25 protein-coding genes are annotated in these 22,839 nt (G+C 69.9%); 21 read left to right on the forward strand and 4 right to left on the reverse strand.

Going from position 1 to position 22,839, the window contains the following annotated elements:
* The first annotated feature begins 6 nt into the window (after nt 1-6).
* The 5 genes from AACH10_RS23425 to AACH10_RS23445 are packed head-to-tail and all read left to right on the forward strand — an operon-like array spanning nt 7 to nt 4,571.
* Nucleotides 7-1,236, forward strand: a complete 1,230-nt coding sequence (locus tag AACH10_RS23425) for an aminotransferase-like domain-containing protein (RefSeq protein ID WP_341412968.1) — start codon at nt 7-9, stop codon at nt 1,234-1,236.
* Nucleotides 1,233-2,225 (forward strand): threonine dehydratase, encoded by a 993-nt coding sequence (locus tag AACH10_RS23430; protein WP_341412969.1) that lies wholly within the window; start codon nt 1,233-1,235, stop codon nt 2,223-2,225. The genes AACH10_RS23425 and AACH10_RS23430 overlap by 4 nt, the downstream gene beginning before the upstream one ends.
* Before the next feature lie 49 nt (nt 2,226-2,274).
* Complete coding sequence (locus AACH10_RS23435) at nt 2,275-3,114, forward strand: PhzF family phenazine biosynthesis protein (RefSeq protein WP_341412970.1); 840 nt, start codon at nt 2,275-2,277, stop codon at nt 3,112-3,114.
* A gap of 31 nt (nt 3,115-3,145) precedes the next feature.
* Nucleotides 3,146-3,808, forward strand: a complete 663-nt coding sequence (locus AACH10_RS23440; protein ID WP_341412971.1) for a VOC family protein — start codon at nt 3,146-3,148, stop codon at nt 3,806-3,808.
* Nucleotides 3,809-3,839: 31 nt separating this feature from the next.
* Entirely contained in the window at nt 3,840-4,571 is a 732-nt protein-coding gene (locus tag AACH10_RS23445; RefSeq protein ID WP_341412972.1) for an alanyl-tRNA editing protein, read from the forward strand.
* Between the two features lie 100 nt (nt 4,572-4,671).
* Here AACH10_RS23445 and AACH10_RS23450 read toward each other — a convergent pair whose 3' ends face one another.
* Nucleotides 4,672-5,139 (reverse strand): c-type cytochrome, encoded by a 468-nt coding sequence (locus tag AACH10_RS23450; RefSeq protein ID WP_341412973.1) that lies wholly within the window; start codon nt 5,137-5,139, stop codon nt 4,672-4,674.
* 203 nt (nt 5,140-5,342) lie between these two features.
* Here AACH10_RS23450 and AACH10_RS23455 point away from each other — a divergent pair, with 203 nt between their 5' ends.
* The 13 genes from AACH10_RS23455 (at nt 5,343) to ppk2 (ending at nt 15,991) form a co-directional block, all read left to right on the forward strand.
* Nucleotides 5,343-6,026, forward strand: a complete 684-nt coding sequence (locus AACH10_RS23455; protein WP_341412974.1) for a cytochrome b/b6 domain-containing protein — start codon at nt 5,343-5,345, stop codon at nt 6,024-6,026.
* Between the two features lie 48 nt (nt 6,027-6,074).
* Nucleotides 6,075-6,566: a GNAT family N-acetyltransferase gene (locus tag AACH10_RS23460; protein ID WP_341412975.1), complete on the forward strand. Its 492-nt coding sequence runs from the start codon at nt 6,075-6,077 to the stop codon at nt 6,564-6,566.
* A gap of 63 nt (nt 6,567-6,629) precedes the next feature.
* Entirely contained in the window at nt 6,630-7,541 is a 912-nt protein-coding gene (locus tag AACH10_RS23465; RefSeq protein ID WP_341412976.1) for an SMP-30/gluconolactonase/LRE family protein, read from the forward strand.
* Nucleotides 7,542-7,690: 149 nt separating this feature from the next.
* A complete protein-coding gene (locus AACH10_RS23470) occupies nt 7,691-8,185 on the forward strand; it encodes an ATP synthase subunit I (RefSeq protein WP_341412977.1) in 495 nt (164 codons plus the stop codon).
* Between the two features lie 24 nt (nt 8,186-8,209).
* Nucleotides 8,210-9,073, forward strand: a complete 864-nt coding sequence (gene atpB / locus AACH10_RS23475; RefSeq protein ID WP_341412978.1) for a F0F1 ATP synthase subunit A — start codon at nt 8,210-8,212, stop codon at nt 9,071-9,073.
* Nucleotides 9,074-9,145: 72 nt separating this feature from the next.
* A complete protein-coding gene (gene atpE / locus AACH10_RS23480) occupies nt 9,146-9,409 on the forward strand; it encodes a F0F1 ATP synthase subunit C (protein ID WP_128198652.1) in 264 nt (87 codons plus the stop codon).
* Between the two features lie 147 nt (nt 9,410-9,556).
* Complete coding sequence (locus AACH10_RS23485) at nt 9,557-10,027, forward strand: F0F1 ATP synthase subunit B (RefSeq protein ID WP_341412979.1); 471 nt, start codon at nt 9,557-9,559, stop codon at nt 10,025-10,027.
* A 2-nt stretch (nt 10,028-10,029) separates the two neighbouring features.
* A complete protein-coding gene (locus tag AACH10_RS23490) occupies nt 10,030-10,563 on the forward strand; it encodes a F0F1 ATP synthase subunit delta (RefSeq protein ID WP_341412980.1) in 534 nt (177 codons plus the stop codon).
* Nucleotides 10,564-10,601: 38 nt separating this feature from the next.
* On the forward strand, nt 10,602-12,155 hold the full coding sequence (atpA, locus tag AACH10_RS23495; protein WP_341412981.1) for a F0F1 ATP synthase subunit alpha: 1,554 nt from the start codon (nt 10,602-10,604) through the stop codon (nt 12,153-12,155).
* Nucleotides 12,156-12,193: 38 nt separating this feature from the next.
* On the forward strand, nt 12,194-13,078 hold the full coding sequence (gene atpG / locus AACH10_RS23500; protein WP_341412982.1) for a F0F1 ATP synthase subunit gamma: 885 nt from the start codon (nt 12,194-12,196) through the stop codon (nt 13,076-13,078).
* A gap of 39 nt (nt 13,079-13,117) precedes the next feature.
* Nucleotides 13,118-14,530 (forward strand): F0F1 ATP synthase subunit beta, encoded by a 1,413-nt coding sequence (gene atpD, locus AACH10_RS23505; protein ID WP_341412983.1) that lies wholly within the window; start codon nt 13,118-13,120, stop codon nt 14,528-14,530.
* Between the two features lie 149 nt (nt 14,531-14,679).
* A complete protein-coding gene (locus AACH10_RS23510) occupies nt 14,680-15,096 on the forward strand; it encodes a F0F1 ATP synthase subunit epsilon (protein WP_341412984.1) in 417 nt (138 codons plus the stop codon).
* A gap of 88 nt (nt 15,097-15,184) precedes the next feature.
* Nucleotides 15,185-15,991 carry a polyphosphate kinase 2 gene (gene ppk2 / locus AACH10_RS23515; RefSeq protein WP_341412985.1) on the forward strand — a complete coding sequence of 269 codons (807 nt, stop codon included), beginning with the start codon at nt 15,185-15,187 and terminating at the stop codon, nt 15,989-15,991.
* A 9-nt stretch (nt 15,992-16,000) separates the two neighbouring features.
* On the opposite strand, the gene AACH10_RS23520 is transcribed toward ppk2, so the two are convergent.
* The 3 genes from AACH10_RS23520 to AACH10_RS23530 all read right to left on the reverse strand — a co-directional run bounded on the left by AACH10_RS23520 (nt 16,001) and on the right by AACH10_RS23530 (nt 18,189).
* Nucleotides 16,001-16,528: a TPM domain-containing protein gene (locus AACH10_RS23520; protein WP_341412986.1), complete on the reverse strand. Its 528-nt coding sequence runs from the start codon at nt 16,526-16,528 to the stop codon at nt 16,001-16,003.
* A gap of 25 nt (nt 16,529-16,553) precedes the next feature.
* Nucleotides 16,554-17,474 carry a TPM domain-containing protein gene (locus AACH10_RS23525; protein ID WP_341412987.1) on the reverse strand — a complete coding sequence of 307 codons (921 nt, stop codon included), beginning with the start codon at nt 17,472-17,474 and terminating at the stop codon, nt 16,554-16,556.
* A 91-nt stretch (nt 17,475-17,565) separates the two neighbouring features.
* Nucleotides 17,566-18,189, reverse strand: a complete 624-nt coding sequence (locus tag AACH10_RS23530) for a LemA family protein (protein WP_341412988.1) — start codon at nt 18,187-18,189, stop codon at nt 17,566-17,568.
* 117 nt (nt 18,190-18,306) lie between these two features.
* Between AACH10_RS23530 and AACH10_RS23535 the strand changes: the two genes are divergently transcribed.
* The 3 genes from AACH10_RS23535 (at nt 18,307) to AACH10_RS23545 (ending at nt 22,833) form a co-directional block, all read left to right on the forward strand.
* On the forward strand, nt 18,307-19,173 hold the full coding sequence (locus AACH10_RS23535; RefSeq protein WP_341412989.1) for a hypothetical protein: 867 nt from the start codon (nt 18,307-18,309) through the stop codon (nt 19,171-19,173).
* Between the two features lie 90 nt (nt 19,174-19,263).
* On the forward strand, nt 19,264-20,367 hold the full coding sequence (hemE, locus tag AACH10_RS23540; RefSeq protein ID WP_341412990.1) for a uroporphyrinogen decarboxylase: 1,104 nt from the start codon (nt 19,264-19,266) through the stop codon (nt 20,365-20,367).
* 312 nt (nt 20,368-20,679) lie between these two features.
* On the forward strand, nt 20,680-22,833 hold the full coding sequence (locus tag AACH10_RS23545; protein ID WP_341412991.1) for a primosomal protein N': 2,154 nt from the start codon (nt 20,680-20,682) through the stop codon (nt 22,831-22,833).
* Nucleotides 22,834-22,839: the final 6 nt, after the last annotated feature.

Here is a 22,839-nt window from a genome sequence, read left to right on the forward strand (position 1 = left end):
CCCACCATGAGCCTCTGGAACCAGGCCCGCCGCAGCGCGCGGCTGAACCCGTCGATCATCCGCGAGATCCTGAAGGTGACCGAGAAGCCCGGCGTGCTGTCGATGGCCGGCGGTCTGCCCTCGGCCGACACCTTCCCGGTCGAGGCCATCCGCGCTGCCTGCGATCGCGTGCTGACCGACGCGCCGCAGCAGGCGCTGCAGTACTCGTCCAGCGAGGGCTTCGCGCCGCTGCGCGAGTGGGTGGCCGCGCACCTGGCGGCCCAGGGCATGACGCTGACGCCGGACCAGGTGCTGATCACCACCGGCTCGCAGCAGGGCCTCGATCTGGTGGCCAAGGTGATGGTCGACCCCGGTGCGCCGGTGGCGGTGGAAACGCCCACCTACCTGGGCGCGCTGCAGGCCTTCAACCCCTTCGAGCCGATCTACGCCAGCCTGGCCGGTGACGGCGAGGGCCCGCTGCCCGAATCCATCACCGCGTTGCCGCACGACGCGCCGGGCACGCGCTTCGCCTACCTGCTGCCCAACTTCCAGAATCCCACTGGCCGTGTGATTGGCGCGGCGCGGCGCGATGCCCTGGTGGCCGCAGCCCAGGCCGCGCGCGTGCCGCTGATCGAGGACAACCCCTACGGCGACCTGTGGTTCGACACGCCGCCGCCGGCACCGCTGGCCAGCCGCTGGCCCGAGGGCGTGATCTACCTGGGCAGCTTCAGCAAGGTGCTGACGCCGGGCTTCCGCCTGGGCTACCTGGTGGCGCCGCCCGCGCTGTATCCCAAGCTGCTGCAGGCCAAGCAGGCGGCCGACCTTCACACGCCGGGCTTCAACCAGCGCGTGGTGCACGAGGTGATCAAGAACGGCTTCCTCGACCATCATGTGCCCACCATCCGCGCGCGCTACCAGCGCCAGTGCCAGGCCATGGCCCAGGCGCTGCAGCGCCACATGCCTGAGGGCACCGAGTGGCAGATGCCGCAGGGCGGCATGTTCTTCTGGTTGCGCCTGCCGGCCGGCTGCGATGCGCTGGCCCTGCTGCCCAAAGCGGTGGATGCCGGCATCGCCTACGTGCCCGGCTCGGCCTTCTTTGCGCCGCAACCGGGCCACGGGCCCGGCGGCGGTGCCGATGCACGCACGCTGCGCCTGAGCTTCGTGACGCTGACGCCCGAGGACATCGCCGAGGGTGTGGCGCAGCTGGGCCGCGTGCTGCGCGAGCACCTGGCCACGCAGGCCGAGGCCGCGCCGTGAGCTTGCCTGGCCTGCCCGAACTGCGCGCCGCCCAGGCGCTGGTGCGCGCCGCCGTGCCGCCCACACCGCAACACCGTTGGCCCTTGCTGGAGCAGGCGCTGGCCGCCGCGCCGGGCGACGGCACGGCGCTCTGGGTCAAGCACGAGAACCACACGCCGGTAGGCGCCTTCAAGGTGCGCGGCGGCGTGGTCTACCTGCACCACCTGATGCAGGCGGCGCAGGCGCCGGCCGGCCTGGTGAGTGCCACGCGCGGCAACCACGGCCAGTCCATCGCCCGCGCGGCGGCGGCCTACGGCCTGCCGGTGACCATCGTCGTGCCGCGCGGCAACAGCCGTGAGAAGAACGCCGCGATGCGCGCACTGGGCGCCGAGCTGATCGAGCATGGCGAGGACTTCCAGGCCGCGCGTGAACACGCCCAGGCCCTGGCCGCAGCGCGCGGCTGGGTGATGGTGCCGTCGTTCCATCAGCACCTGGTGGCCGGCGTGGCCAGCTATGCGCTGGAGCTGTTCGATGCCGTGCCCGGCCTTCAGCGCGTGTATGTGCCGATCGGCCTGGGCTCCGGCGCGGCGGGGCTGATCGCCGCACGCGATGCGCTGGGCCTGGACTGCGAGATCGTCGGCGTGGTGTCCACCGGCGCGCCGGCCTATGCGCTGTCGCTGGCGGCGGGGCAGCCGGTGTCGCATGCGGTCAGCACCGTGCTGGCCGACGGCATGGCCTGCCGCACGCCCGAGCCCGCAGCGCTGCCGCTGCTGGCGGCCGGGCTCGCGCGCATCGTGCAGGTGAGTGACGCGAAGGTGGCGGAGGCCATGCGCCAGCTGTTCGAGGCCACGCACCAGGTGGCCGAGGGCGCCGGTGCCGCGGCCTGGGCCGCGGCCCTGGCTGAGCGCGAGCAACTCGCCGGCCGGTGCACCGCGGTGATCCTGTCGGGCGGCAACGTCGACCGCGAGGTCTACCAGGCCGTGCTGGCCTGCCAGACCCCGTCAAGCTGAAGACCGCCGCGCCACCGCCTTCCACGCCCCTCCTTTCCATCTGGCCACCATGAGCACCTTGCGCCGCTTCACCCAACTCGATGTCTTCACCGCGCAGCCGCTGCGCGGCAACCCGCTGGCCGTGGTGCACGACGCCGACGGCCTTGGCGATGCCGAGATGGCCGCCTTTGCGCGCTGGACCAATCTGTCGGAAACCACCTTCCTGCTGCCGCCGACCGACGCCGGTGCCGACTACCGCGTGCGCATCTTCACCCCCGGTGGCGAACTGCCGTTTGCCGGCCATCCCACGCTGGGCAGCTGTGCCGCCTGGCTGGCGGCTGGCGGCCAGCCGCGCACGCCCGGCGTGGTGGTGCAGCAGTGCGGCGTGGGCTTGGTGCGGGTGAAGCAGGATGGCACGCGCCTGGCCTTTGCCGCGCCGCCGCTGCGCCGCACCGGCGAGGTGGAGGCCGGCCTGCGCCGCCTGGTGGCCACCGCGCTGCGCGTACCCGACGACCTGATCCAGCGCCTGGTGTGGGTGGACAACGGCCCCGGCTGGATGGCCGCGCTGCTGCCGGATGCCGCCAGCGTGCTGGCGCTGCAGCCTGACTTCGCGGCCATGCAGTCGCTCAAGCTGGGCGTGGTGGGGCCGCACCCGGCCGGCAGCGAATGCGCCTTCGAGGTGCGCGCCTTCGTGCCGGCGCTGGCGGTGCCCGAAGACCCGGTCACCGGCAGCCTGAACGCCGGCCTGGCGCAGTGGCTGATCGGCGAAGGCCTGGCGCCCGAGCGCTATGTGGCCGCGCAGGGCGCCGCACTGGGCCGTGCCGGGCGCGTGCATGTGGCGCGCGCGGGCGGCGACATCTGGATCGGCGGCGACGTGGTGACGGTGGTGCAGGGGCAGGTCGCGCTCTGATCTAGCGGGGTGTCTGCGGTACAACCGTGGCATGAACTGCGATCTCGACCACCTGGCGGTGCTGGCCGCCACGCTGGAGGAAGGCGCCGCCTGGTGCGAAGCCACGCTGGGTGTGGCGCCCGGCCCCGGCGGCCGCCACGCGCTGATGGGCACGCACAACCGGCTGCTGCGCATCGACGGCGAGGGCTTCCCGCAGGCCTATCTGGAAATCATCGCCATCGACCCCGACGCGCTGCCGCCCGGCCGCGCGCGCTGGTTCGGCCTGGACGATGCGGCCGAGCAGGCCCGCCTGCGCCGCGACGGCCCGCGCCTGGCGCATGCCGTGCTGCGCGCGTCCGACGTGGATGTGATGCGCCAGGGTCTGATCGAGCTGGCCTGCCAGCCGGGGCCGATGCTGAGCCTGTCGCGCGAGACGCCGGCCGGCACGCTGAGCTGGCGCATCCTGGTGCGCGACGACGGCGCCATCGACCTGGCCGGCCACCTGCCCACGCTGATCCAGTGGCAGGGCGCGCATCCCACCGAGGCGATGCCGGCCAGCCCGCTGCGCCTGCGCGCGGCCACGCTGGGCGGCCTGCCAGCGCGCGTGCGCCAGCTGTTGCGCCTGCGCGGCGTGAAGGGCACGGACGACGGCCCGGCGGTGAGCGTGACGCTGGACACCCCACTCGGCGAGGTCACGCTGCGCAGCGACCCTTGATCGATCGACCCAGCGAACGAGATCGACGCCCATGACCACCGAAGAACTGTTCCGCGAAGACGCCACGCTGGCGCACTGCGAGGCGCTGATCACCGCCGTCAGCGAGGCCGGCGTCGCGCTCGACCGCACCGTGTTCTACCCGCAGGGCGGCGGCCAGGCCGGCGACGCCGGCACGCTCACCGGTGCCGACGGTCGGGTGCTGGTGATCGCCGACACGCGCAAGGGCGCCGAGCCGGGCCAGGTCCTGCACGTGCCGGCGCCGGGCAGCGACCTATCGGCCTGGCAGCCGGGCCAGCGCGTGCAGGCCGCCATCGACATGGACCGGCGCAACGCGCACCGGCGCTTCCACACCGCCACGCACCTGCTGTGCGCGCTGGTGCCGCATCCGGTGGATGGCTGCTCGATCACCGCGACCTATGCGCGGCTGGACTTCCACATGACCGAGCCGCTGGACAAGGACGCGCTGACCGCCGGCATCGCCCGCCTGGTGGCCGAGGCGCGCCCGGTGACGCAGCGCTGGATCAGCGAAACGGAACTGGATGCCAACCCGGGCCTGGTGCGCAGCATGAGCGTGCAGCCGCCAAGATCGGCCAATGGCCAGGGCCGCGTGCGCCTGATCGAGATCGACGGCACCGACCTGCAGCCGTGCGGCGGCACCCATGTGGCCAACACCGCCGAGATCGGCGCCGTGGTGGTCACCAAGATCGAGAAGAAGAGCGCGAAGACCCGCCGCGTGGTGCTGGGCTTCGCCGATCAGCGCTGATCGCTCTCGAAGCGGGGCGGGGCCAGCGCCGGGCCGCCCCAAGCGACCGGCCCCGCCAACCCCTTGGGGGTGGTTGGCTGTACCCAGCCAACCGGGGTCGTCAGTTCGAATACTTCTCAGCGCGGAAGTCGTCGTGGCAGGCCTTGCAGCTCTGGCCCACGCCACCCACGGCGGCCTTGATGGCGTCCAGGTTGCCGGTCTTGGCGGCGGCGTCCAGCTTGCCGATCTCGGCCACCATCTTGTCGCCGGCGGACTTGAACTTGGCGGCTTCCTTCCAGATCTCCGGCTTGGCGCGGTTGGGCAGGCCCTTGTCGGTGCCCTCGCCGAAGGCCGTGAAGGGCAGGGCGGCCAGGTCATTGACGATGTTGGCATTGAACGCAGCGGCCTTGGCGTCGAACGGCACCTTGCCCTGGGCCATCGCCGCGATGCGCCCGAAGTGGCTGGCCATCACGGTGAAGGCGCCCTGGCGGTACTTGATCGCGTCCTCGGGCTTCTGGAACTGGGCGGCAGCCGGCAGGCTGGTCAGCAGGGCGAGGGCGGCGACGGGCGCCAGCAGCAGGTGTTTCATGCGGGTTTCTCCAACGGGATGACACGGTGTTGCGCGCCGGGCGAGGCCAGGGCGACGGGCAGTTTACGGTGCGGGCCGGCGTTTATTCCCGCGTCGGAACCTGGGACCTGCCCGCATGCCGGCGCGCCTGGTGGCCGGGATGACGATGGGCTATCGTCGCGGCTCGTCCAGCCTGTTGTGCCGCGCTGCCGGCCCGCAAGTCCATGAGCCTCGAATCCGAAGTCCGCCCGGTGCGGGTGTGGGACCTGCCCACCCGACTGTTCCACTGGCTGCTGGTGGCCGGTGTGGTGGCGCTGGTCATCACCGGCCATGTCGGCGGCAACGCGATGGTGTGGCACATGCGGCTGGGGCCGGCGGTCGGTGCGCTGCTGCTGTTTCGCGTGCTGTGGGGCGTGGTGGGCGGGCGCTGGTCGCGCTTTGCCAGCTTCGTGCGTGGTCCAGGCACGGTGCTGCGCTACCTGCGCGGGCAGACCGACCCGTCCGAGCATCTGCACGTCGGCCACAACCCGCTGGGTGCGGGCTCGGTGCTGGCCATGCTGGCGCTGCTGATCGCACAGGTGGCCACCGGCCTGGTGGCCGACGACGAGATCGCCACCACCGGCCCGCTGAACCGCTTCGTCGACAGCGCCACGGCGCTGAAGGCCACGGCCTGGCACACCGATGCCGGACAGTGGCTGCTGATCGCGCTGGTGGCGCTGCATGTGCTGGCCATCGTGCTGTACGCCCGTCGCGGCCAGCGCCTGGTGCCGCCGATGATCAGCGGCGACAAGGTGCTGCCGGCCGACACCCCGCCCAGCGCCGACACGCCGGCCACCCGCGTGCTGGCCCTGGTGCTGGCGGCCGGCTGCGCCGGCGCCGCCTGGTGGGTGGTGCGGCTGGGCGGGTAGACTGCGCTGCCGCCTGTTCCCGCGTCCACCCGTTCCGATCCCAGCCCGATGCCGCAAGCCGACATCCGCCTGCAGCCCGCCGACACGCCCGAGCGGCTCGACGCCGCCCGCGAGCTGTTCCGCGAGTACGCGCAGCAACTCGGCATCGACCTGTGCTTCCAGAATTTCGATGCCGAGCTGGCCGCGTTACCCGGGGCCTATGCGCCGCCGCAGGGCGGGTTGCTGCTGGCCTATGTGGATGGCGAACTGGCGGCCTGCGGCGCCTTCCGCCCGATCACCGACGTCGATTACGCCAACGCCTGCGAGATGAAGCGGCTGTACGTGCGCCGCGCCTTCCGCCGCTTCGGCCTGGGCCGGCTGATGGCCCAGGCGCTGATCGACCGCGCCACCGAGTCCGGCTACTCGTGCATGCTGCTCGACACGCTGGACGACATGGAAGCCGCGCGCGGCCTGTACGAGACCCTGGGTTTCACCGAGGTACCACCGTACTATTTCAACCCGATTCCCGGGGCGCATTACCTGAAGGTCGAGCTCGGCTGAGGCCGGCCTGTGGCAGCACCCCTGTGCGGGGCCTGGCCCCGCTGCATTCAACCCGGCCCTGCCATGACCGTACTCGACCCCGCGGGCATCACCGCATTGCCCGTGCCGCCCGCGCTGCTGGGCGAATCGCCGCTGTGGCATCCCGACGAGCAGGTGCTGTACTGGGTGGACATCCCTGGCCGCGTGCTGCACCGCTTCGATCCCGCGCGCGGCGAGCACCGCGCCTGGCCGCAGCCGTCCGATCCGGCCTGCTGCGTGCCGCTGCTGGGCGGTGGCCTGCTGCTGGCCATGCGCGACGGCCTGTGGCGCTTCGATCCGCAGCGTGGTGAGCGGCACCTGGTCGCCAAGCCCCCCTACGACCCGGACCGCCAGCGCTTCAACGACGGCAAGGCCGATGCACTGGGCCGCTTCTGGATCGGCACGCTGGACGACGCCCGCGAGCCGAACGCCGCGCTGTACTGCCACACGCCGGGCCGGGGCCTGAAGCGCGTGGCCGAAGGCATCACGGTCAGCAACGGCCTGGCCTTCGGTGTCGATGGTCGCACCCTGCTGTGGGCCGACACCAAGGCCCACGCCATCACCGCCTTCGACGTCGACGCCAGCGACGGCAGCCTGTCGCGGCGCCGCACATGGCGGCAGTTTGCAGCGCGCGATGCCGCGCAGCCGCTCACCGCCTACGGCGGACGGCCGGACGGCGCGGCGATGGACAGCGAAGGCGGCTACTGGGTGGCCATGTTCGAAGGCCAGCGCCTGCTGCGCCTGGATGCCGAGGGCCGCACGCTGGCCGAACTGCCGCTGCCAGTGCGCTGCCCCACGATGCCGTGCTTCGGCGGCGCCGACTTGCGCACGCTCTACATCACCACCGCGCGCGAGAAGCGGCCGGCCGACGAACTGGCTGCCCAGCCGCTGGCAGGTTGCGTGCTGCAGATTCGCGTGGCGGTGCCTGGTCTGCCTGCGAACCTGGCGCGGTTGTAGGCCGCGGCCGGCGGGGTCGGCCGTTACCCGGCCGTAACCCAGACCGGCCGCCGTCGGCGCAAATCCTACGGCCCTGAGGGGAGAGGTCGACGGATATGGGTTTCCACGTATACTCCCGCGGTTTGCCGCAACCCCACACGAGACCCCCGATGCCAGAACGGCGCGACGCTTCCGCAAGCCGCCGTGGCGCTTGGGACGACTCAGAAGATGAGGTGGCAGAACAGGCTTTCAAGAGGCTCAGCCGCGAAGAGGCGGAGGCTCTGCGGGCCCGCGAACCGTCGGTGTCACCCTGGCGGGTCATCGCCCTACAGGCGGTGGTGGGTGTGGTGGTGGCCCTGATCGGGCGGCTGCTGACCGGGAGGTCCGAGGTGGCGTGGTCGCTGCTCTATGGCGCGGCCACGGTGGTGGTGCCGGGTGCCTTGATGGCGCGTGGCATGACCAGCCGGCTTTCCAGCGTGAACGCGGGTGCTTCGGCAGTCAGCTTCATGTTGTGGGAGTTTGTGAAGATCGGCGTTTCGGTCGCGATGCTTGCCGTCGCGGGCCGGATCGTGCAGCCACTGGTCTGGCCGGCATTGCTGCTGGGCCTGGTGGTGGGCATCAAGGTGTATTGGGTGGCGCTGCTCTGGCGGCGACGCCCGGGTTGAAGTCAACGAGGACGAAGCATAGACATGGCAGCCGAAGGTCACGCCGCCGCCGGGCACGGCCCCAGCGCTGGTGAATACATCATTCACCACCTCACGCACAACCAGAACCACAAGCAGTCGGCCATCGTCGATTTCTCGGTGTTCAATCTGGACAGCATCTTCTTTGCCGTCCTGCTGGGCATCGTGGGTTCTTTCCTGCTGTGGAAGGCCGCTTCCAAGGCCACGTCGGGCGTGCCCGGCCGCTTCCAGGCTGCCGTCGAGCTGCTGGTCGAGATGGTCGACAGTCAGGCCAAGGGCATCGTGCACAACGCCACCAGCCGCAAGCTGGTCGCCCCGCTGGCCCTGACCGTGTTCGTCTGGATCTTCCTGATGAACAGCATGGACTTCCTGCCGGTCGACCTGCTGCCGCTGATCTTCCAGAAGATCACCGGTCATGAGCACGCCTACCTGCGCGTGGTGCCCACCGCCGATCTGTCGGTGACCATGGGCCTGTCGGTGTCGGTGCTGCTCATCTGCCTGTTCTACAACGTCAAGATCAAGGGTCTGGGCGGCTGGATTCACGAGCTGTTTGCCGCCCCGTTCGGCGACAAGGTGTTTCTGTACCCGATCAACTTCCTGATGCAGATGATCGAGTTCGTGGCCAAGACCGTTTCGCACGGCATGCGGCTGTTCGGCAACATGTACGCCGGCGAACTGATCTTCATGCTGATCGCCCTGATGGGCGGTGCCGTGGCTGCCGGTGGTCTCACCGGTCCGGCGCTGTTCCTGGGCCATATTGTTGCCGGCACCGTGTGGGCGATCTTCCACATCCTGATCGTCGCTCTGCAGGCCTTCGTGTTCATGATGCTGACCCTGGTCTACCTGGGTCAGGCCCATGACGCCCACTGATCTCCGGCACGGGTTCAGTAGCTTTCTCTCCCTTCCTTTCCCTTTCCCTCTTTTTACTCACTAGGAGTCATCATGGAAGTCATCAGCTTTGTTGCCCTCGCCGCCGGCCTGATCATCGGTCTGGGTGCCATCGGCGCCTGCATCGGCATCGGCATCATGGGCAGCAAGTACCTCGAGTCGGCCGCGCGCCAGCCCGAGCTGATGGGCGAACTGCAAACCAAGATGTTCCTGCTGGCCGGTCTGATCGACGCCGCGTTCATCATCGGTACCGGTATCGCCCTGTGGTTCGCCACCGCCAACCCGTTCCTGGGCCAGATCGCCAACCTGCCGAAGTAATCACGCAGGCAGTCACGTCGGCCACCGTCCAACCCAGCGGTCGCCGCGGATCCGGCTCTGCCGGGCCGCAGGCGGCGCCCCCTCGAGGGGGAGGCGACGCAGTCGCTTCGGGGGTGGTCTTTTCTCTACCGTGATTGAGGCATCAAAGTGAGCATCAACGGTACCCTCATCGCCCAGATGATCGTGTTCCTGATCCTGGTCTGGTTCACGATGAAGTTTGTCTGGCCGCCGATCACGGCCGCGCTCGACGAACGCGCCAAGAAGATCGCCGACGGCCTGTCGGCCGCCGACAAGGCCAAGGCCGATCTGGCCGCCGCCAACACCCGTGTCGAGCAGCAGCTGGCTGCCGCCCGTGACGACGCTGCCAAGCGCCTGGCCGACGCCGAGCGTCTGGCCCAGCAGCTGGTGGAAGAAGCTAAGTCGCGTGCCAACGAGGAAGGCGCCAAGATCGTCGCCGCCGCCCGTGCCGAAGCCGAACAGGAGTCGGTGAAGGCGCGTGAAGCGCTGCGCGACCAGGTCGCTGCTCTGGCCGTCAAGGGCGCCGAGGCGATCCTCCGCAAGGAAGTGAACGCCGGCGTCCACGCCGAGCTGCTGGGCCGTCTGAAGGCGGAACTCTGACCATGGCTGAGCTCGCCACCATCGCCCGCCCGTACGCCGAGGCCTTGTTCAAGGCCGTGGCCGGTGGCAATGGCCCGTTCCTGTCCGAGCAGGTCAGCCTGCTGGGCCAGGTGGCGGCCGACGAGGCCCTGCGCCAGTTCGCAGACAACCCCAAGGCCACCGCCGATCAGGTCTTCGACCTGGTCAATGGCGTGGCCGGCATCGTGCTGGATGCCAAGGTGGTCAACCTGCTGAAGCTGGTGATCGAGAACGGCCGCCTGTCGGCCCTGCCCGAGATCGCCGCGCAGTTCAAGGCCCTGGTCAACGCCCAGTCGGGCTCGTCCGACGCCATCGTGCACAGCGCCTTCGCCATCGACGATGCCGCGCTGTCCGAGGTGGTCGCCTCGCTGGAAAAGCGCTTCGGCCGCAAGCTCAACGCCCGCGTGGTGATCGAGCCCGAGCTGATCGGCGGCATCCGCGTGGTGGTCGGCGACGAAGTGCTCGACACCTCGGTGAAGGCCCGTCTCGAACAAATGAAGGTCGCCCTGACGGCGTGACGCGCTGAAAGCGCCCTACGCAGTCGCAGGAGAAAGCAATGCAATTGAATCCCGCAGAGATTTCCGAGCTGATCAAGAGCCGCATCGAAGGCCTCGGTACCTCGGCAGACATCAAGAACCAGGGTACCGTCGTCTCGGTGACCGACGGCATCGTGCGCATCCACGGCCTGTCGGACGTGATGGCCGGTGAAATGCTGGAGTTCCCGGCCACCGCCGCTGGCGTGGCCACCTTTGGCCTGGCCCTGAACCTCGAGCGCGACTCCGTCGGCGCGGTGATTCTGGGTGAGTACGAGCACATCTCCGAAGGCGACACCGTCAAGTGCACGGGCCGCATCCTGGAAGTGCCGGTGGGCCCCGAGCTGGTGGGCCGCGTCGTCAACGCGCTGGGTCAGCCGATCGACGGCAAGGGCCCGATCAACGCCAAGATGACGGACGTGATCGAGAAGGTCGCTCCCGGCGTGATCGCCCGTAAGTCGGTGGACCAGCCGGTGCAGACCGGTCTGAAGTGCATTGACTCGATGGTGCCGATCGGCCGTGGCCAGCGCGAGCTGATCATCGGCGACCGCCAGACCGGCAAGACCGCCGTGGCGATCGACGCGATCATCAACCAGAAGGGTCAGAACATGACCTGCGTCTACGTCGCGATCGGCCAGAAGGCTTCGTCGATCAAGAACGTGGTGCGCGCGCTCGAACAGCACGGCGCGATGGAGTACACCATCGTCGTGGCCGCCTCGGCGTCTGAATCGGCTGCCATGCAGTACGTGTCGGCCTACTCGGGCTGCACGATGGGCGAGTACTTCCGCGACCGCGGTCAAGACGCCCTGATCATTTACGACGATCTGTCCAAGCAGGCCGTGGCCTACCGTCAGGTGTCGCTGCTGCTGCGCCGCCCGCCGGGCCGCGAAGCCTTCCCTGGCGACGTGTTCTATCTCCACAGCCGTCTGCTCGAGCGCGCCGCCCGCGTGAACGCCGACTACGTGGAAGCCTTCACCAAGGGTGAGGTCAAGGGCAAGACCGGTTCGCTGACCGCCCTGCCGGTGATCGAAACCCAAGCCGGTGACGTGTCGGCCTTCGTGCCCACGAACGTGATCTCGATCACCGACGGCCAGATCTTCCTGGAAACCTCGCTGTTCAACAGCGGCATCCGCCCCGCCATCAACGCCGGTATCTCGGTGTCGCGCGTGGGTGGTGCAGCCCAGACCAAGCTGATCAAGAGCCTGTCCGGCGGTATCCGTACCGACCTGGCCCAGTACCGTGAACTGGCTGCCTTCGCGCAGTTCGCTTCCGACCTGGACGCTTCGACCAAGAAGCAGCTGGACCGCGGTGCCCGCGTGACCGAACTGCTCAAGCAGATCCAGTACGCGCCGCTGCCGATCAGCCTGATGGGTGCCTCGCTGTACGCGGTGAACAAGGGCTACTTCGACGACATCGAAGTGAAGAAGGTTCTGGCCTTCGAACACGGCCTGCACCAGCACCTGAAGAGCAGCCACGCCGCCCTGCTGGCCAAGCTCGAGGCCGAGAAGGCCATGGACAAGGCCGCCGAGGAAGAGCTGACCAACGCGATCGTCGCGTTCAAGAAGTCCTTCGCCTGAAGCCCGCCTGACGACGCAATACCGAAAGGAGCACCGTCATGGCGGTCGGAAAAGAGATCCGGGGCAAGATCAAGAGCTTCGAGAACACGAAGAAGATCACCAAGGCCATGGAAATGGTCTCGGCCTCGAAGATGCGCAAGGCGCAGGACCGCATGCGTGCGGCCCGTCCGTACGCTGACAAGATCCGCAACATCACGGCCAACCTGTCTCAGGCGAACCCCGAGTACAGCAGCCCGTACATGCGCAAGGGCAACCAGTCGAAGGTGACCGGCTTCATCGTCGTCACCACCGACAAGGGCCTGTGCGGCGGCTTGAACACCAACGTGCTGCGTGCCGTCACGAACAAGATCCGTGACGTGCAGACGGCCGGTGGCAAGAGCCAAGCGGTGGCCATCGGCAACAAGGGCTTCGGCTTCCTGAACCGTGTCGGTGTGCCCGTCGTCAGCCATGCCACCCAGCTGGGTGACACGCCGGTGCTCGAGAAGCTGATCGGTCCGGTGAAGGTCATGCTCGACGCCTTCGTCGAAGGCAAGGTGGATGCGGTGTATCTCTGCTACACCAAGTTCATCAACACGATGAAGCAGGAGCCGATGGTCGAGCAGCTGCTGCCGCTGACCGCCGAGCGCCTGGAGCAGACCGCCGCCGAGAAGGCGCAGCACGGCTGGGACTACATCTACGAGCCGGACGCACCGTCGGTCATCGACGACCTGCTGACGCGCTACATCGAGGCGCTGGTCTATCAGGCCGTGGCCGAGAACATGGCCTCGGAGCAGTCGGCGCGCATGGTGGCCATGAAGGCCGCCACCGAGAACGCCGGCACGCTGATCGCCGACCTGAAGCTGGTCTACAACAAGACCCGCCAGGCAGCCATCACCACCGAGCTGTCCGAGATCGTCAGCGGCGCGGCCGCCATCAGCGGCTGATCGGCCGCACGCAACGAATCCAGATTGAAGGAATACCAAATGGCTAACACCCAAGCACAAGGCAAGATCGTCCAGTGCATCGGCGCCGTGGTGGACGTGGAGTTCCCGCGCGACAGCATGCCCAAGGTGTACGACGCGCTGAAGCTCGAAGGCTCGGCGCTGACGCTGGAAGTGCAGCAGCAGCTGGGCGACGGCATCGTGCGCACCATCGCGCTGGGCTCGTCCGACGGCCTGCGCCGCGGTCTGATGGTCAGCAACACCGGCGCGGCCATCACCGTGCCGGTGGGCAAGGCCACGCTGGGCCGCATCATGGACGTGCTGGGCAACCCGATCGACGAGCGCGGTCCGGTCAGCATGGAACTGTCCGCCCAGATCCACCGCAAGGCCCCCAGCTACGACGAGCTGAGCCCCTCGCAGGAACTGCTCGAAACCGGCATCAAGGTGATCGACCTGATCTGCCCGTTCGCCAAGGGCGGCAAGGTGGGTCTGTTCGGTGGCGCCGGCGTGGGCAAGACCGTGAACATGATGGAACTCATCAACAACATCGCCAAGGCCCACTCGGGTCTGTCGGTGTTCGCTGGTGTGGGCGAGCGCACCCGTGAGGGCAACGACTTCTATCACGAGATGGCCGATTCGGGCGTCGTGAACTTGGAGTCGCTGGGCGACTCGAAGGTGTCGATGGTCTACGGCCAGATGAACGAGCCTCCGGGCAACCGTCTGCGCGTGGCCCTGACCGGCCTGACCATCGCCGAGTCGTTCCGCGACGAAGGCCGTGACGTGCTGTTCTTCGTGGACAACATCTACCGCTACACGCTGGCCGGTACCGAAGTGTCCGCGCTGCTGGGCCGCATGCCTTCCGCCGTGGGCTACCAGCCGACGCTGGCCGAGGAAATGGGCCGTCTGCAAGAGCGGATCACGTCGACCAAGGTCGGCTCGATCACCTCGATCCAGGCCGTGTACGTGCCCGCGGATGACCTGACCGACCCGTCGCCCGCCACCACCTTCGCCCACCTGGACGCCACCGTGGTGCTGTCGCGTGATATCGCCGCGCTGGGCATCTACCCCGCCGTGGACCCGCTGGACAGCACCTCGCGTCAGGTGGACCCGAACGTCGTGGGCGAAGAGCACTACAGCACCACCCGCGCCGTGCAGGGCACGCTGCAGCGCTACAAGGAACTGCGCGACATCATCGCCATCCTGGGCATGGACGAGCTGTCGCCGGAAGACAAGCTGGCCGTGGCCCGCGCCCGCAAGATCCAGCGCTTCCTGTCGCAGCCCTTCCACGTGGCCGAAGTGTTCACCGGCTCGCCCGGCAAGTACGTGCCGCTGAAGGAAACCATCCGTGGTTTCAAGATGATCGTGGCCGGCGAGTGCGATCACCTGCCGGAGCAGGCGTTCTACATGGTGGGCACCATCGACGAGGCATTCGAAAAGGCCAAGAAGATGCAGTGAGCGGCGCAATGAGCGGCGCATTCGGCCGCCCAGCGTCGTTGCGCTCCTCGCCGTACGGGTGTACGGCTGCGGGGCGCGCCTAGCCGGACGACCGACTGCTTGCTCCTTGCCCCACTCACACGCCTTTTTGACGCTTTTAAGGAAACCCCATGGCAACCATTCACGTCGACGTGGTCAGCGCTGAAGAGAGCATCTTCAGCGGCGAGGCCAAGTTCGTCGCGCTGCCGGGCGAGAACGGCGAGCTGGGCATCCTGCCCCGCCACACGCCGCTGATCACGCGCATCAAGCCGGGCGCCGTGCGCATCGAGCGTGCCGACAACGGTCAGGAAGAGTTCGTCTTCGTGGCCGGCGGCATCCTCGAGGTGCAGCCGCACTGCGTCACGGTGCTGGCCGACACCGCCATCCGTGGCCATGACCTCGACGAGGCCAAGGCCCTGGAAGCCAAGAAGAAGGCCGAAGAGGCGATCAAGAACGCCAAGAGCGACATCGACCTGGCGCGTGCCCAGAGCGAGTTCGCGATGATGGCCGCCCAGATCGCCGCCATCGCCAAGCTGCGCAAGAAGTGATCGCTGCGGCCCGCGTGCCGCGCATCGCCTCCTGAAGACCCGCCGGGTGTGTACCCTGCGGGTCTTCGTCGTTTCTGGAGGGCGTGCGATGGGTGGCAAGAAGAAGTCCGAGGGCAAGACGGCGGACAAGTCCGGCAGGCTGTCCAAGTCCGACTACCTGACGCAGCTGGAGCCGCTGCAGGAGCAGCTGAACAACCTGGCGCGCTGGCTGGCCCACACCGGGCAGCGGCTGGCGGTGGTGTTCGAGGGACGCGACACGGCAGGCAAGGGCGGCGTCATCGAGGCCATCGCACAGACGCTGAACCCGCGCCAGTGCCGCGTGGTGGCGCTGGGGGCGCCCAGCGACCGCGAGAAGACCCAGTGGTACTTCCAGCGCTACGTGCCGCACCTGCCGGCCGCCGGTGAGATCGTGCTGTTCGACCGCAGCTGGTACAACCGCGCCGGCGTCGAGCGGGTGATGGGCTTTTGCACCGAGCCGCAGGCGCGGGCCTTCCTGAAGCAGGCGCCGGTGTTCGAGCGCCTGCTCGTCGACGACGGCCTGATCCTGCTGAAGTACTGGCTGACGGTGGACCAGGCCGAGCAGGAGCGGCGCTTCGCCGAGCGGCTGAGTGACCCGCTCAAGCGCTGGAAGCTCTCACCCGTCGATCTGAAGGCGCGCAGCCACTACGCCGACTACGGCCACATGCGCGACCTGATGCTGGAGGCCACGCACACCAAGCACGCACCCTGGGCGCTGGTGGATTTCAACGACCAGCGCCGTGGCCGGCTCACGCTGATCCGCCACCTGCTGGGCCGCATTCCCGACACCACGGTGCCGCCGCAGCCCCTGCACCTGCCGCCGCTGGACCATGGGCCGCTGCGCGAACAGTTCGGCACCGCGCTGCGGCCGATCTGAGGGCCTGGCTCACAGCACGGTGGGCGCGTCGGGCAGTTCGTTCGGGTTGGCCTCGCCCTCGGCCAGCGGGAAGTGCTGGCGCAGCAGCGCATCCAGCCGGTCCACGGTGGTCAGCAGGCCCGGCTCGAAGCGGCCGGCGCGGAAGGCCTCGCGCATGGCCGCCACCAGCGCCTCGAACTCGGCGGCAGGCACGCGCCGCACCAGGCCCCGGTCGGCCACGATCTCGATGGCGCGCTCGGCCAGCAGCAGGTAGACCAGCACGCCGTTGTTGTGCTCGGTGTCCCACACGCGCAGCTTTCCGAACAGCGTCACCGCGCGCTGGCGGGCGCTCAGGCGCTGCCACAGGTAGGACATCGGCAAGCCGGCCTCGACCACCACGCGGATCTCGCCGCTGTGGTGGCGCTCGCTGGCGCTCACCCGGGCCTGCACGCGCGCCAGGGCCTCGGCCGGCAGCGCGCGGCGCACGTCGGCGTCGTCCCACCAGCGATGGCGCAGCAGGCGCAGCCAGCGGGGGGTGGTGGCATGGGCTTGGGGCATGTCGTTCACCATCGGTGGCCGGGGCTCACCAGTCGCCGGAGGCGCCGCCGCCCCCGAAATCACCACCACCGCCGGAGCTGAAGCCACCCCCGCCCCCACCGCCGGAGCCGCCGAAGCCGCCGCCGTGGCCGCCTCCGCCACCCCAGATGACGGGCGGTCCGCCCGAGCCGCCGCCGCGGCGGCCGCCCGAGCCCAGGCCGATCACGCCCACCAGCACCAGGGCCACGGCACCGGCCACGGCGCCCAGCACCAGGCTGGCGGTCAGCCACCAGGCCAGCGTGCCGGTGCCGGCCGCGGTGGCCAGCGCGCCCAGCTTGCGGCCGAACAGGCTGCTGAACACCGCCCCGGCCACCGGCACCGCGACGAAGAAGAACAGGCCCAGCTGTTCCAGGTCGAAGCCGTCGTCGCCCTTCAGCACGCCCGGGCCCTGGCCGCGCGGGGCGGGCGCCGGCAGGTGCTCGCCCTGGATGCGCGCGATCAGCGCGTCCACACCGGCGTCCAGCCCGGCCGCGTAGTCGCCGCGCTTGAAGGCCGGGCCGATCTGGCGGTCGATGATCTGGCGCGCGGCCAGGTCGGGCACGGCGCCCTCCAGGGCCTTGGCCACCTCGATGCGGATGCGCCGGTCGTCCCGCGCCACCACGACCAGCAGGCCGTCGCCCACGTCGCGGCGGCCGATCTTCCAGCTGTCGGCCACGCGCTGCGCATAGGCCGCGATGTCCTCGGGGGCGGTGCGCGCCACCAGCAGCAGCACGATCTGCGGGCCCGAGCGCGCCTCGAAGTCGGCCAGCTTGGCCTCCAGTGCGCCGCGTTCGGTGGGCGGCAGCAGGCCCACGGTGTCGATCACCCGGCCACTCAGCGCGGGCACGGGCTGCACGTCCTGCGCCCAGCCCAGCGTGGGCAGTGCCAGCAGTGCCAGCACCGCCGCCAGGCACAGCAGCAGGGCCATGCGCAGTGCCGGCAAGCCGCGTACGGCGATAGTTGGGTGCATCGCTTCGCCCGTCAGTCCGACGTCGGCTGCGGCGTGGGCGCGGCCGGCCTCACTTGCTGGCCGGCTTGGGGGCGTCGAAGTTCACCGAAGGCGGTGCACTGATCGCCGCCTCGTTGGCCACCGTGAAGCTGGGCTTGGTCTTGTAGCTGAAGACCATGGCCGTCAGGTTGGTGGGGAAGCTGCGCGCCAGCACGTTGTAGGCCTGCACGTCCTTGATGTAGCGGTTGCGCGCCACGGTGATGCGGTTCTCGGTGCCCTCCAGCTGCACGCGCAGGTCCTGGAAGGCGGCATTGGCCTTCAGGTTGGGGTACTGCTCGCTGACCACCATCAGGCGGCTCAGCGCGCCGGTCAGCTCGCCCTGGGCGGCCTGGAATTTCTTGAACGCCTCGGGGTCGTTCACCAGCGCCGGCGTGGCCTGGATGCTGGTGGCACGCGAGCGGGCCTCGATCACCTTGCTCAGCGTCTCCTGCTCGAAGTTGGCTTCGCCCTTGACCGTGGCCACGATGTTGGGGATCAGGTCGGCGCGGCGCTGGTACTGGTTCAGCACCTCGGCCCAGCCGGCGTTGGTCTGCTCGTCGAGCTTCTGGAACTCGTTGTAGCCGCAGCCCTGCAGCGACAGCGTGCCGGCCACCAGGGCCGTGCCCAGCAGCACACGGGTGAGACGACGGGCCATGCGGATCCTCCTCCAGTAACGCGCCAACGGTGGCGGCAGCATAGCTGAGGGGCCGGGCGCGCAATTCAAGCCCTCACCGTGGCCGGCGGCGGTGGCGGCCGGCTACAGTGCCGCGTCATGACCCTGCTTCAGCACGCGCTGCAAGGTGGTTTGGCGCCCACCCGGCCCGACGGCCCGGCGGCTGCCGCACGCCGCGTGCTGGTGCTGGGCGCAGGCGGGCCGCTGGGCTCGGCCGTGATGGAGCAGTTGCTGGGCAGCAGCAGCTGGGCCGGCGTGGCCACGCTGGTGACGCAGCCGATGGCCGTGGCCCTGCGCGGGATGGAGGCCTGGCCGGTGGCCGAGGGCTTCCTCGATGCCACGCCGCAGCTGCCGTGGGCCCCCGACAGCGCGGTGCTGGTGTTCGACCGCGAGCGCGGCGCGCACCTGGCCGTGGCTGCCCGGGCCGGCGCCGCACGCCGGGGCCGGCCGGCCCGCCCGGCGCGCGAGGCCGCGCTGTGGCGGCCCGACCCGGCCACGCTCACCGCGCTGGGCCGCTGGTTGCGCGCGGCCGGCGTGCGCCAGCTGCTGGTGGTGCTGCCGCACGCGCCGGGGCTGCTGCCGCAGGCCCTGCGCGCCGGCCTGGCCACGCTGGACGAGGCGGCGCTGGCCGCGCTGGGCTTCGAGCACCTGGTGTTCGTGCGGCCGGCGCGCGATGGCGGCAGCACGGCCGCGGCCGGCAGCGCGCTGCAGCGCCTGGGGCAGAACCTGCTGCGCCAGATGCAGTGGATGGTGCCGCAGCGCCAGCAGGCGCTGCGCCCGGCGCGGGTGGCGGCGTTCGTGGCAGCGCTGGCGCGGGCCCTGCCGCAGGTGCCACCGGGCACGCGCGTGGTGGCGCCCGAGCTGTTGTGGGACTGGGCCCAGCCCGGCGGCGGGGCGCCCGTGCTCGATGCCTGGCTGCACGGCCGCACGCTGCCGCCGGTGGCGGCCGGCGCACGGCGCTGGTGATGGCTCTGGTGACGGTGTGCTGGCCGGTGCGCCCGGGCCGCGCGCCCCCGCCCGTCAGGCCGCCGCAGGGCCTGCCGCGATAATCCCGGGATGACCTCGCAGCCCACCCCGCACCTCGACAACGACACCTTTCTGCGCGCCTGCCTGCGCCAGCCCACCGAGTACACGCCGCTGTGGCTGATGCGCCAGGCCGGCCGCTACCTGCCGGAGTACAACGCCACGCGTGCCCGGGCCGGCAGCTTCATGGGGCTGGCGACCAACCCCGACTACGCCTGCGAGGTCACGCTGCAGCCGCTGGCGCGCTATGCGCTGGATGCGGCCATCCTGTTCTCCGACATCCTCACCGTGCCCGATGCCATGGGCCTGGGCCTGAGCTTCGCGGCTGGCGAGGGCCCGCGCTTCGCCCATCCGGTGCGTGACGAGGCGGCGGTGGCCAAGCTGGCGGTGCCCGATCCGGACAAGCTGCGCTATGTGTTCGATGCCGTGCGCACCATCCGCAAGGCGCTGAACGGCCGCGTGCCGCTGATCGGCTTCTCGGGCAGCCCCTGGACCCTGGCCTGCTACATGGTGGAGGGCAGCGGCTCGGACGACTACCGTCTGGTCAAGACCATGGCCTATGCGCGGCCCGACCTGATGCACCGCATCCTGAGCGTCACCGCCGATGCCGTGGCCCAGTACCTCAACGCGCAGATCGACGCCGGCGCGCAGGCCGTGATGGTGTTCGACAGCTGGGGCGGCGTGCTCGAGCACCGCGCTTTCGAGCAGTTCAGCCTGGCCTACACGCGCCGCGTGGTCAGCCAGATCAAACGCCAGGCCGAGGGCCGCCAGGTGCCGGTGATCGTGTTCACCAAGGGCGGTGGCCAGTGGCTGGAGCAGATCGCTGCCTGCGGTGCCGACGTGGTGGGCCTGGACTGGACCACCGACCTGGGCGCGGCGCGCCGCCGCGTCGACGACCGCGTGGCCCTGCAGGGCAACATCGATCCGATGGTGCTGTTCGCCCCGCCCGAGGCGGTGGCCGCCGAGGCGCGTGCCGTGCTGGACGCCTTCGGCAACCCGGCGCGGGCCGACGGGCGCTTCGGCGGGCATGTGTTCAACCTCGGCCACGGCATCAACCAGCACACGCCGCCCGAGCATGTCCAGGCCTTGGTTGAGACCGTTCACACACATTCGCGCAGCCTGCGTCGGCCGGCTTGATGCCGCTGCGCCACACACCGAAAAAAGTTGGTGAGTGAACGCTCAGGGCTTGACTTATCCCCAAATCGGGCTCTCCGACGCCTGGACGCGTTTCGCGGTGCGCTGCAGCATGGAATATGCAGCAAATGCGTGCCAAGTCATTGATTCATATAGAGAAACTTTGACTGCTCACGAATTGGGCAATCCAAGCCGAAGCCCGTTGGATCAAGCACTTAGCGCGTCCGTGAGCAGCTTTCCCACAAAGTTATCCACAGAAAACGGGGACAGTGGAAAAAGTCGTTCCCAATCATCAACTTATCCCCAGGTGTTGATGTGAATACGCAGCTTCCGGCTCCGCCCGATGCGGCCGAGCCGGGGCCCGGCCTGATCACCGTCAAGGTGGCGGTGGAGACACCGCAACACAGCGGCCTGGTGGGGGCGCTGGACTATGCGAGCGAGCGCTCACTGGAACCCGGCACGCTGGTGCGCGTGCCGCTGGGCCGGCGCGAGCTGCTGGGCATCGTGTGGCACGGCGGACCACCGCCTGCGGCGGCCGAATCCGCCGACGCTGACGACGCCGCCGCTCCGGCGGCCGGCCATGCGCTGCGGCCGGTGACGGCGGTGCTGGACGCCCTGCCGCCCATGCAGCCGGTGTGGCTGGCGCTGGTGGAATTTGCCGCCGGCTATTACCAGCGCAGCGTGGGCGAACTGGCGCTGGCCGTGCTGCCGCCCGAGTTGCGCAAGGTCGATCCCACCCAGCTGGCGCGGCGCCTGAAGCGCCTGGCCAAGACCCTGGCCAAGCCGCCGGCCGCCGTGCCCGAGCCGCCGCTGCCGGAACTGGCCCCTGAACAGCAGGCCGCGCTGGCCGCCGTGACCGAGCAGGCGGCGCAAGCCCGCCCGCAAGCGCTGTTGCTGCACGGCGTGACCGGCAGCGGCAAGACCGAGGTCTACCTGCGCGCCACCGCGCTGGCGCTGGCGCAGGGCCGCCAGGCCCTGGTGCTGGTGCCCGAGATCAACCTGACGCCGCAGCTGGAGGCGCGCTTTGCCGCGCGCTTCCCGAACCACCGCCTGGTGGCCCTGCACAGCGGCCTGACGCCGGCCCAGCGCCTGCAGCACTGGCTGGCCGCGCACCTGGGCGGCGCCGACATCGTGCTGGGCACGCGCATGGCGGTGTTTGCCCCGCTGCCGCGCCTGGGCCTGGTGGTGGTGGACGAGGAGCACGACCCCTCCTACAAGCAGCAGGAAGGTGCACGCTACTCGGCGCGTGATCTGGCCGTCTACCGCGGCCACCTGAGCCATGTGCCGGTGATCCTGGGCTCGGCCACACCGTCACTGGAAACCTGGCACAACGCGCAGGAGGGGCGTTACCGCCTGCAGACCATGGCCGCACGCATCGGCGGCGGCACGCTGCCGCGGGTGCGCCTCTTTGACATGGGCGTGCTGCCGCGCGAGAAGGGCCGCGGCGGCGTCACGCCGCTGTTCGCGCCGGCCGTGCTGGCCTCGTTGCAGGAGCGGCTGGACCGCGGCGAGCAGAGCCTGGTGTTCCTGAACCGCCGCGGCTATGCGCCGGTGCTGCACTGCCCCGATTGCGGCTGGAAGAGCGGCTGCCCGCACTGCAGCGCCTGGCGCGTGTTCCACAAGGGCGAGCGCACGCTGCGCTGCCACCACTGCGGCTTCACCGAACGCGTGCCGCGCGCCTGCCCGGAGTGCGGCAACCTCGACATCGCGCCGCTGGGCCGTGGCACCGAAAAGCTGGAGGAGCAGATCGCCGCGCTGCTGCCCACGGCGCGCATCGGCCGCATCGACGCCGACACCGCGCGCGGCAAGGGCGAGCTGGAAAGCCGCCTGGCCGAGGTGCATGCCGGCGACGTGGACATCCTGGTCGGCACGCAGATGGTGACCAAGGGCCACGACTTCCGCCGCATGACGCTGGTGGTGGCCGTCAACCCCGACAGCGCGCTGTTCGCCAGCGACTTCCGCGCGCCCGAGCGGCTGTTCGCGCTGCTGATGCAGGCCGCCGGCCGCGCCGGGCGCGATGCCGAGGCCGCCGCCCGCAGCGAGATGTGGGTGCAGACCTGGCACCCCATGCATCCGCTGTACGCGGCGCTGAAGAAGCACGACTACGCCGCCTTCGCCACCACGCAGCTGTCCGAGCGCGCGTCGGCCGGCCTGCCGCCCTTCGCCCACCTGGCCCTGCTGCGCGCCGAGGCCCGCGACGTGGCCGTGGCCCAGGCCTTCCTCGACGAGGCGGCGCAGATCGCGCAGAGCCTGCCCGGCGCCGAGCACACGATGGTCTACCCGCCGGTGCCGCCGCCGGTCAGCAAGGTGGCCGGCGTCGAGCGCCTGCAGATGCTGGTGGAAGCCTCGTCACGCGGCCGCCTGCAGCGCCTGCTGTCCGACTGGGTGCCGCAGCTGCACTGGCTGCGCCAGCAGCAGCACAAGCGCCTGGCGCGCTGGGCCATCGACGTCGATCCGCTGGGGATCTGAGCCCGG

Origin of the sequence: Pseudaquabacterium inlustre, from assembly GCF_038066595.1 — a bacterium.
GTDB lineage: Bacteria > Pseudomonadota > Gammaproteobacteria > Burkholderiales > Burkholderiaceae_C > Pseudaquabacterium > Pseudaquabacterium inlustre.

Coding starts and splice junctions, on each gene's coding strand:
- AACH10_RS23425 (WP_341412968.1), top strand. CDS start 7: ATGAGCCTCTGGAACCAGGCCCGCCGCAGCGCGCGGCTGAACCCGTCG.
- AACH10_RS23435 (WP_341412970.1), top strand. CDS start 2,275: ATGAGCACCTTGCGCCGCTTCACCCAACTCGATGTCTTCACCGCGCAG.
- AACH10_RS23440 (WP_341412971.1), top strand. CDS start 3,146: ATGAACTGCGATCTCGACCACCTGGCGGTGCTGGCCGCCACGCTGGAG.
- AACH10_RS23445 (WP_341412972.1), top strand. CDS start 3,840: ATGACCACCGAAGAACTGTTCCGCGAAGACGCCACGCTGGCGCACTGC.
- AACH10_RS23450 (WP_341412973.1), bottom strand. CDS start 5,139: ATGAAACACCTGCTGCTGGCGCCCGTCGCCGCCCTCGCCCTGCTGACC.
- AACH10_RS23455 (WP_341412974.1), top strand. CDS start 5,343: ATGAGCCTCGAATCCGAAGTCCGCCCGGTGCGGGTGTGGGACCTGCCC.
- AACH10_RS23460 (WP_341412975.1), top strand. CDS start 6,075: ATGCCGCAAGCCGACATCCGCCTGCAGCCCGCCGACACGCCCGAGCGG.
- AACH10_RS23465 (WP_341412976.1), top strand. CDS start 6,630: ATGACCGTACTCGACCCCGCGGGCATCACCGCATTGCCCGTGCCGCCC.
- AACH10_RS23470 (WP_341412977.1), top strand. CDS start 7,691: ATGCCAGAACGGCGCGACGCTTCCGCAAGCCGCCGTGGCGCTTGGGAC.
- atpB (WP_341412978.1), top strand. CDS start 8,210: ATGGCAGCCGAAGGTCACGCCGCCGCCGGGCACGGCCCCAGCGCTGGT.
- atpE (WP_128198652.1), top strand. CDS start 9,146: ATGGAAGTCATCAGCTTTGTTGCCCTCGCCGCCGGCCTGATCATCGGT.
- AACH10_RS23490 (WP_341412980.1), top strand. CDS start 10,030: ATGGCTGAGCTCGCCACCATCGCCCGCCCGTACGCCGAGGCCTTGTTC.
- atpA (WP_341412981.1), top strand. CDS start 10,602: ATGCAATTGAATCCCGCAGAGATTTCCGAGCTGATCAAGAGCCGCATC.
- atpG (WP_341412982.1), top strand. CDS start 12,194: ATGGCGGTCGGAAAAGAGATCCGGGGCAAGATCAAGAGCTTCGAGAAC.
- atpD (WP_341412983.1), top strand. CDS start 13,118: ATGGCTAACACCCAAGCACAAGGCAAGATCGTCCAGTGCATCGGCGCC.
- AACH10_RS23510 (WP_341412984.1), top strand. CDS start 14,680: ATGGCAACCATTCACGTCGACGTGGTCAGCGCTGAAGAGAGCATCTTC.
- ppk2 (WP_341412985.1), top strand. CDS start 15,185: ATGGGTGGCAAGAAGAAGTCCGAGGGCAAGACGGCGGACAAGTCCGGC.
- AACH10_RS23520 (WP_341412986.1), bottom strand. CDS start 16,528: ATGCCCCAAGCCCATGCCACCACCCCCCGCTGGCTGCGCCTGCTGCGC.
- AACH10_RS23525 (WP_341412987.1), bottom strand. CDS start 17,474: ATGGCCCTGCTGCTGTGCCTGGCGGCGGTGCTGGCACTGCTGGCACTG.
- AACH10_RS23530 (WP_341412988.1), bottom strand. CDS start 18,189: ATGGCCCGTCGTCTCACCCGTGTGCTGCTGGGCACGGCCCTGGTGGCC.
- AACH10_RS23535 (WP_341412989.1), top strand. CDS start 18,307: ATGACCCTGCTTCAGCACGCGCTGCAAGGTGGTTTGGCGCCCACCCGG.
- hemE (WP_341412990.1), top strand. CDS start 19,264: ATGACCTCGCAGCCCACCCCGCACCTCGACAACGACACCTTTCTGCGC.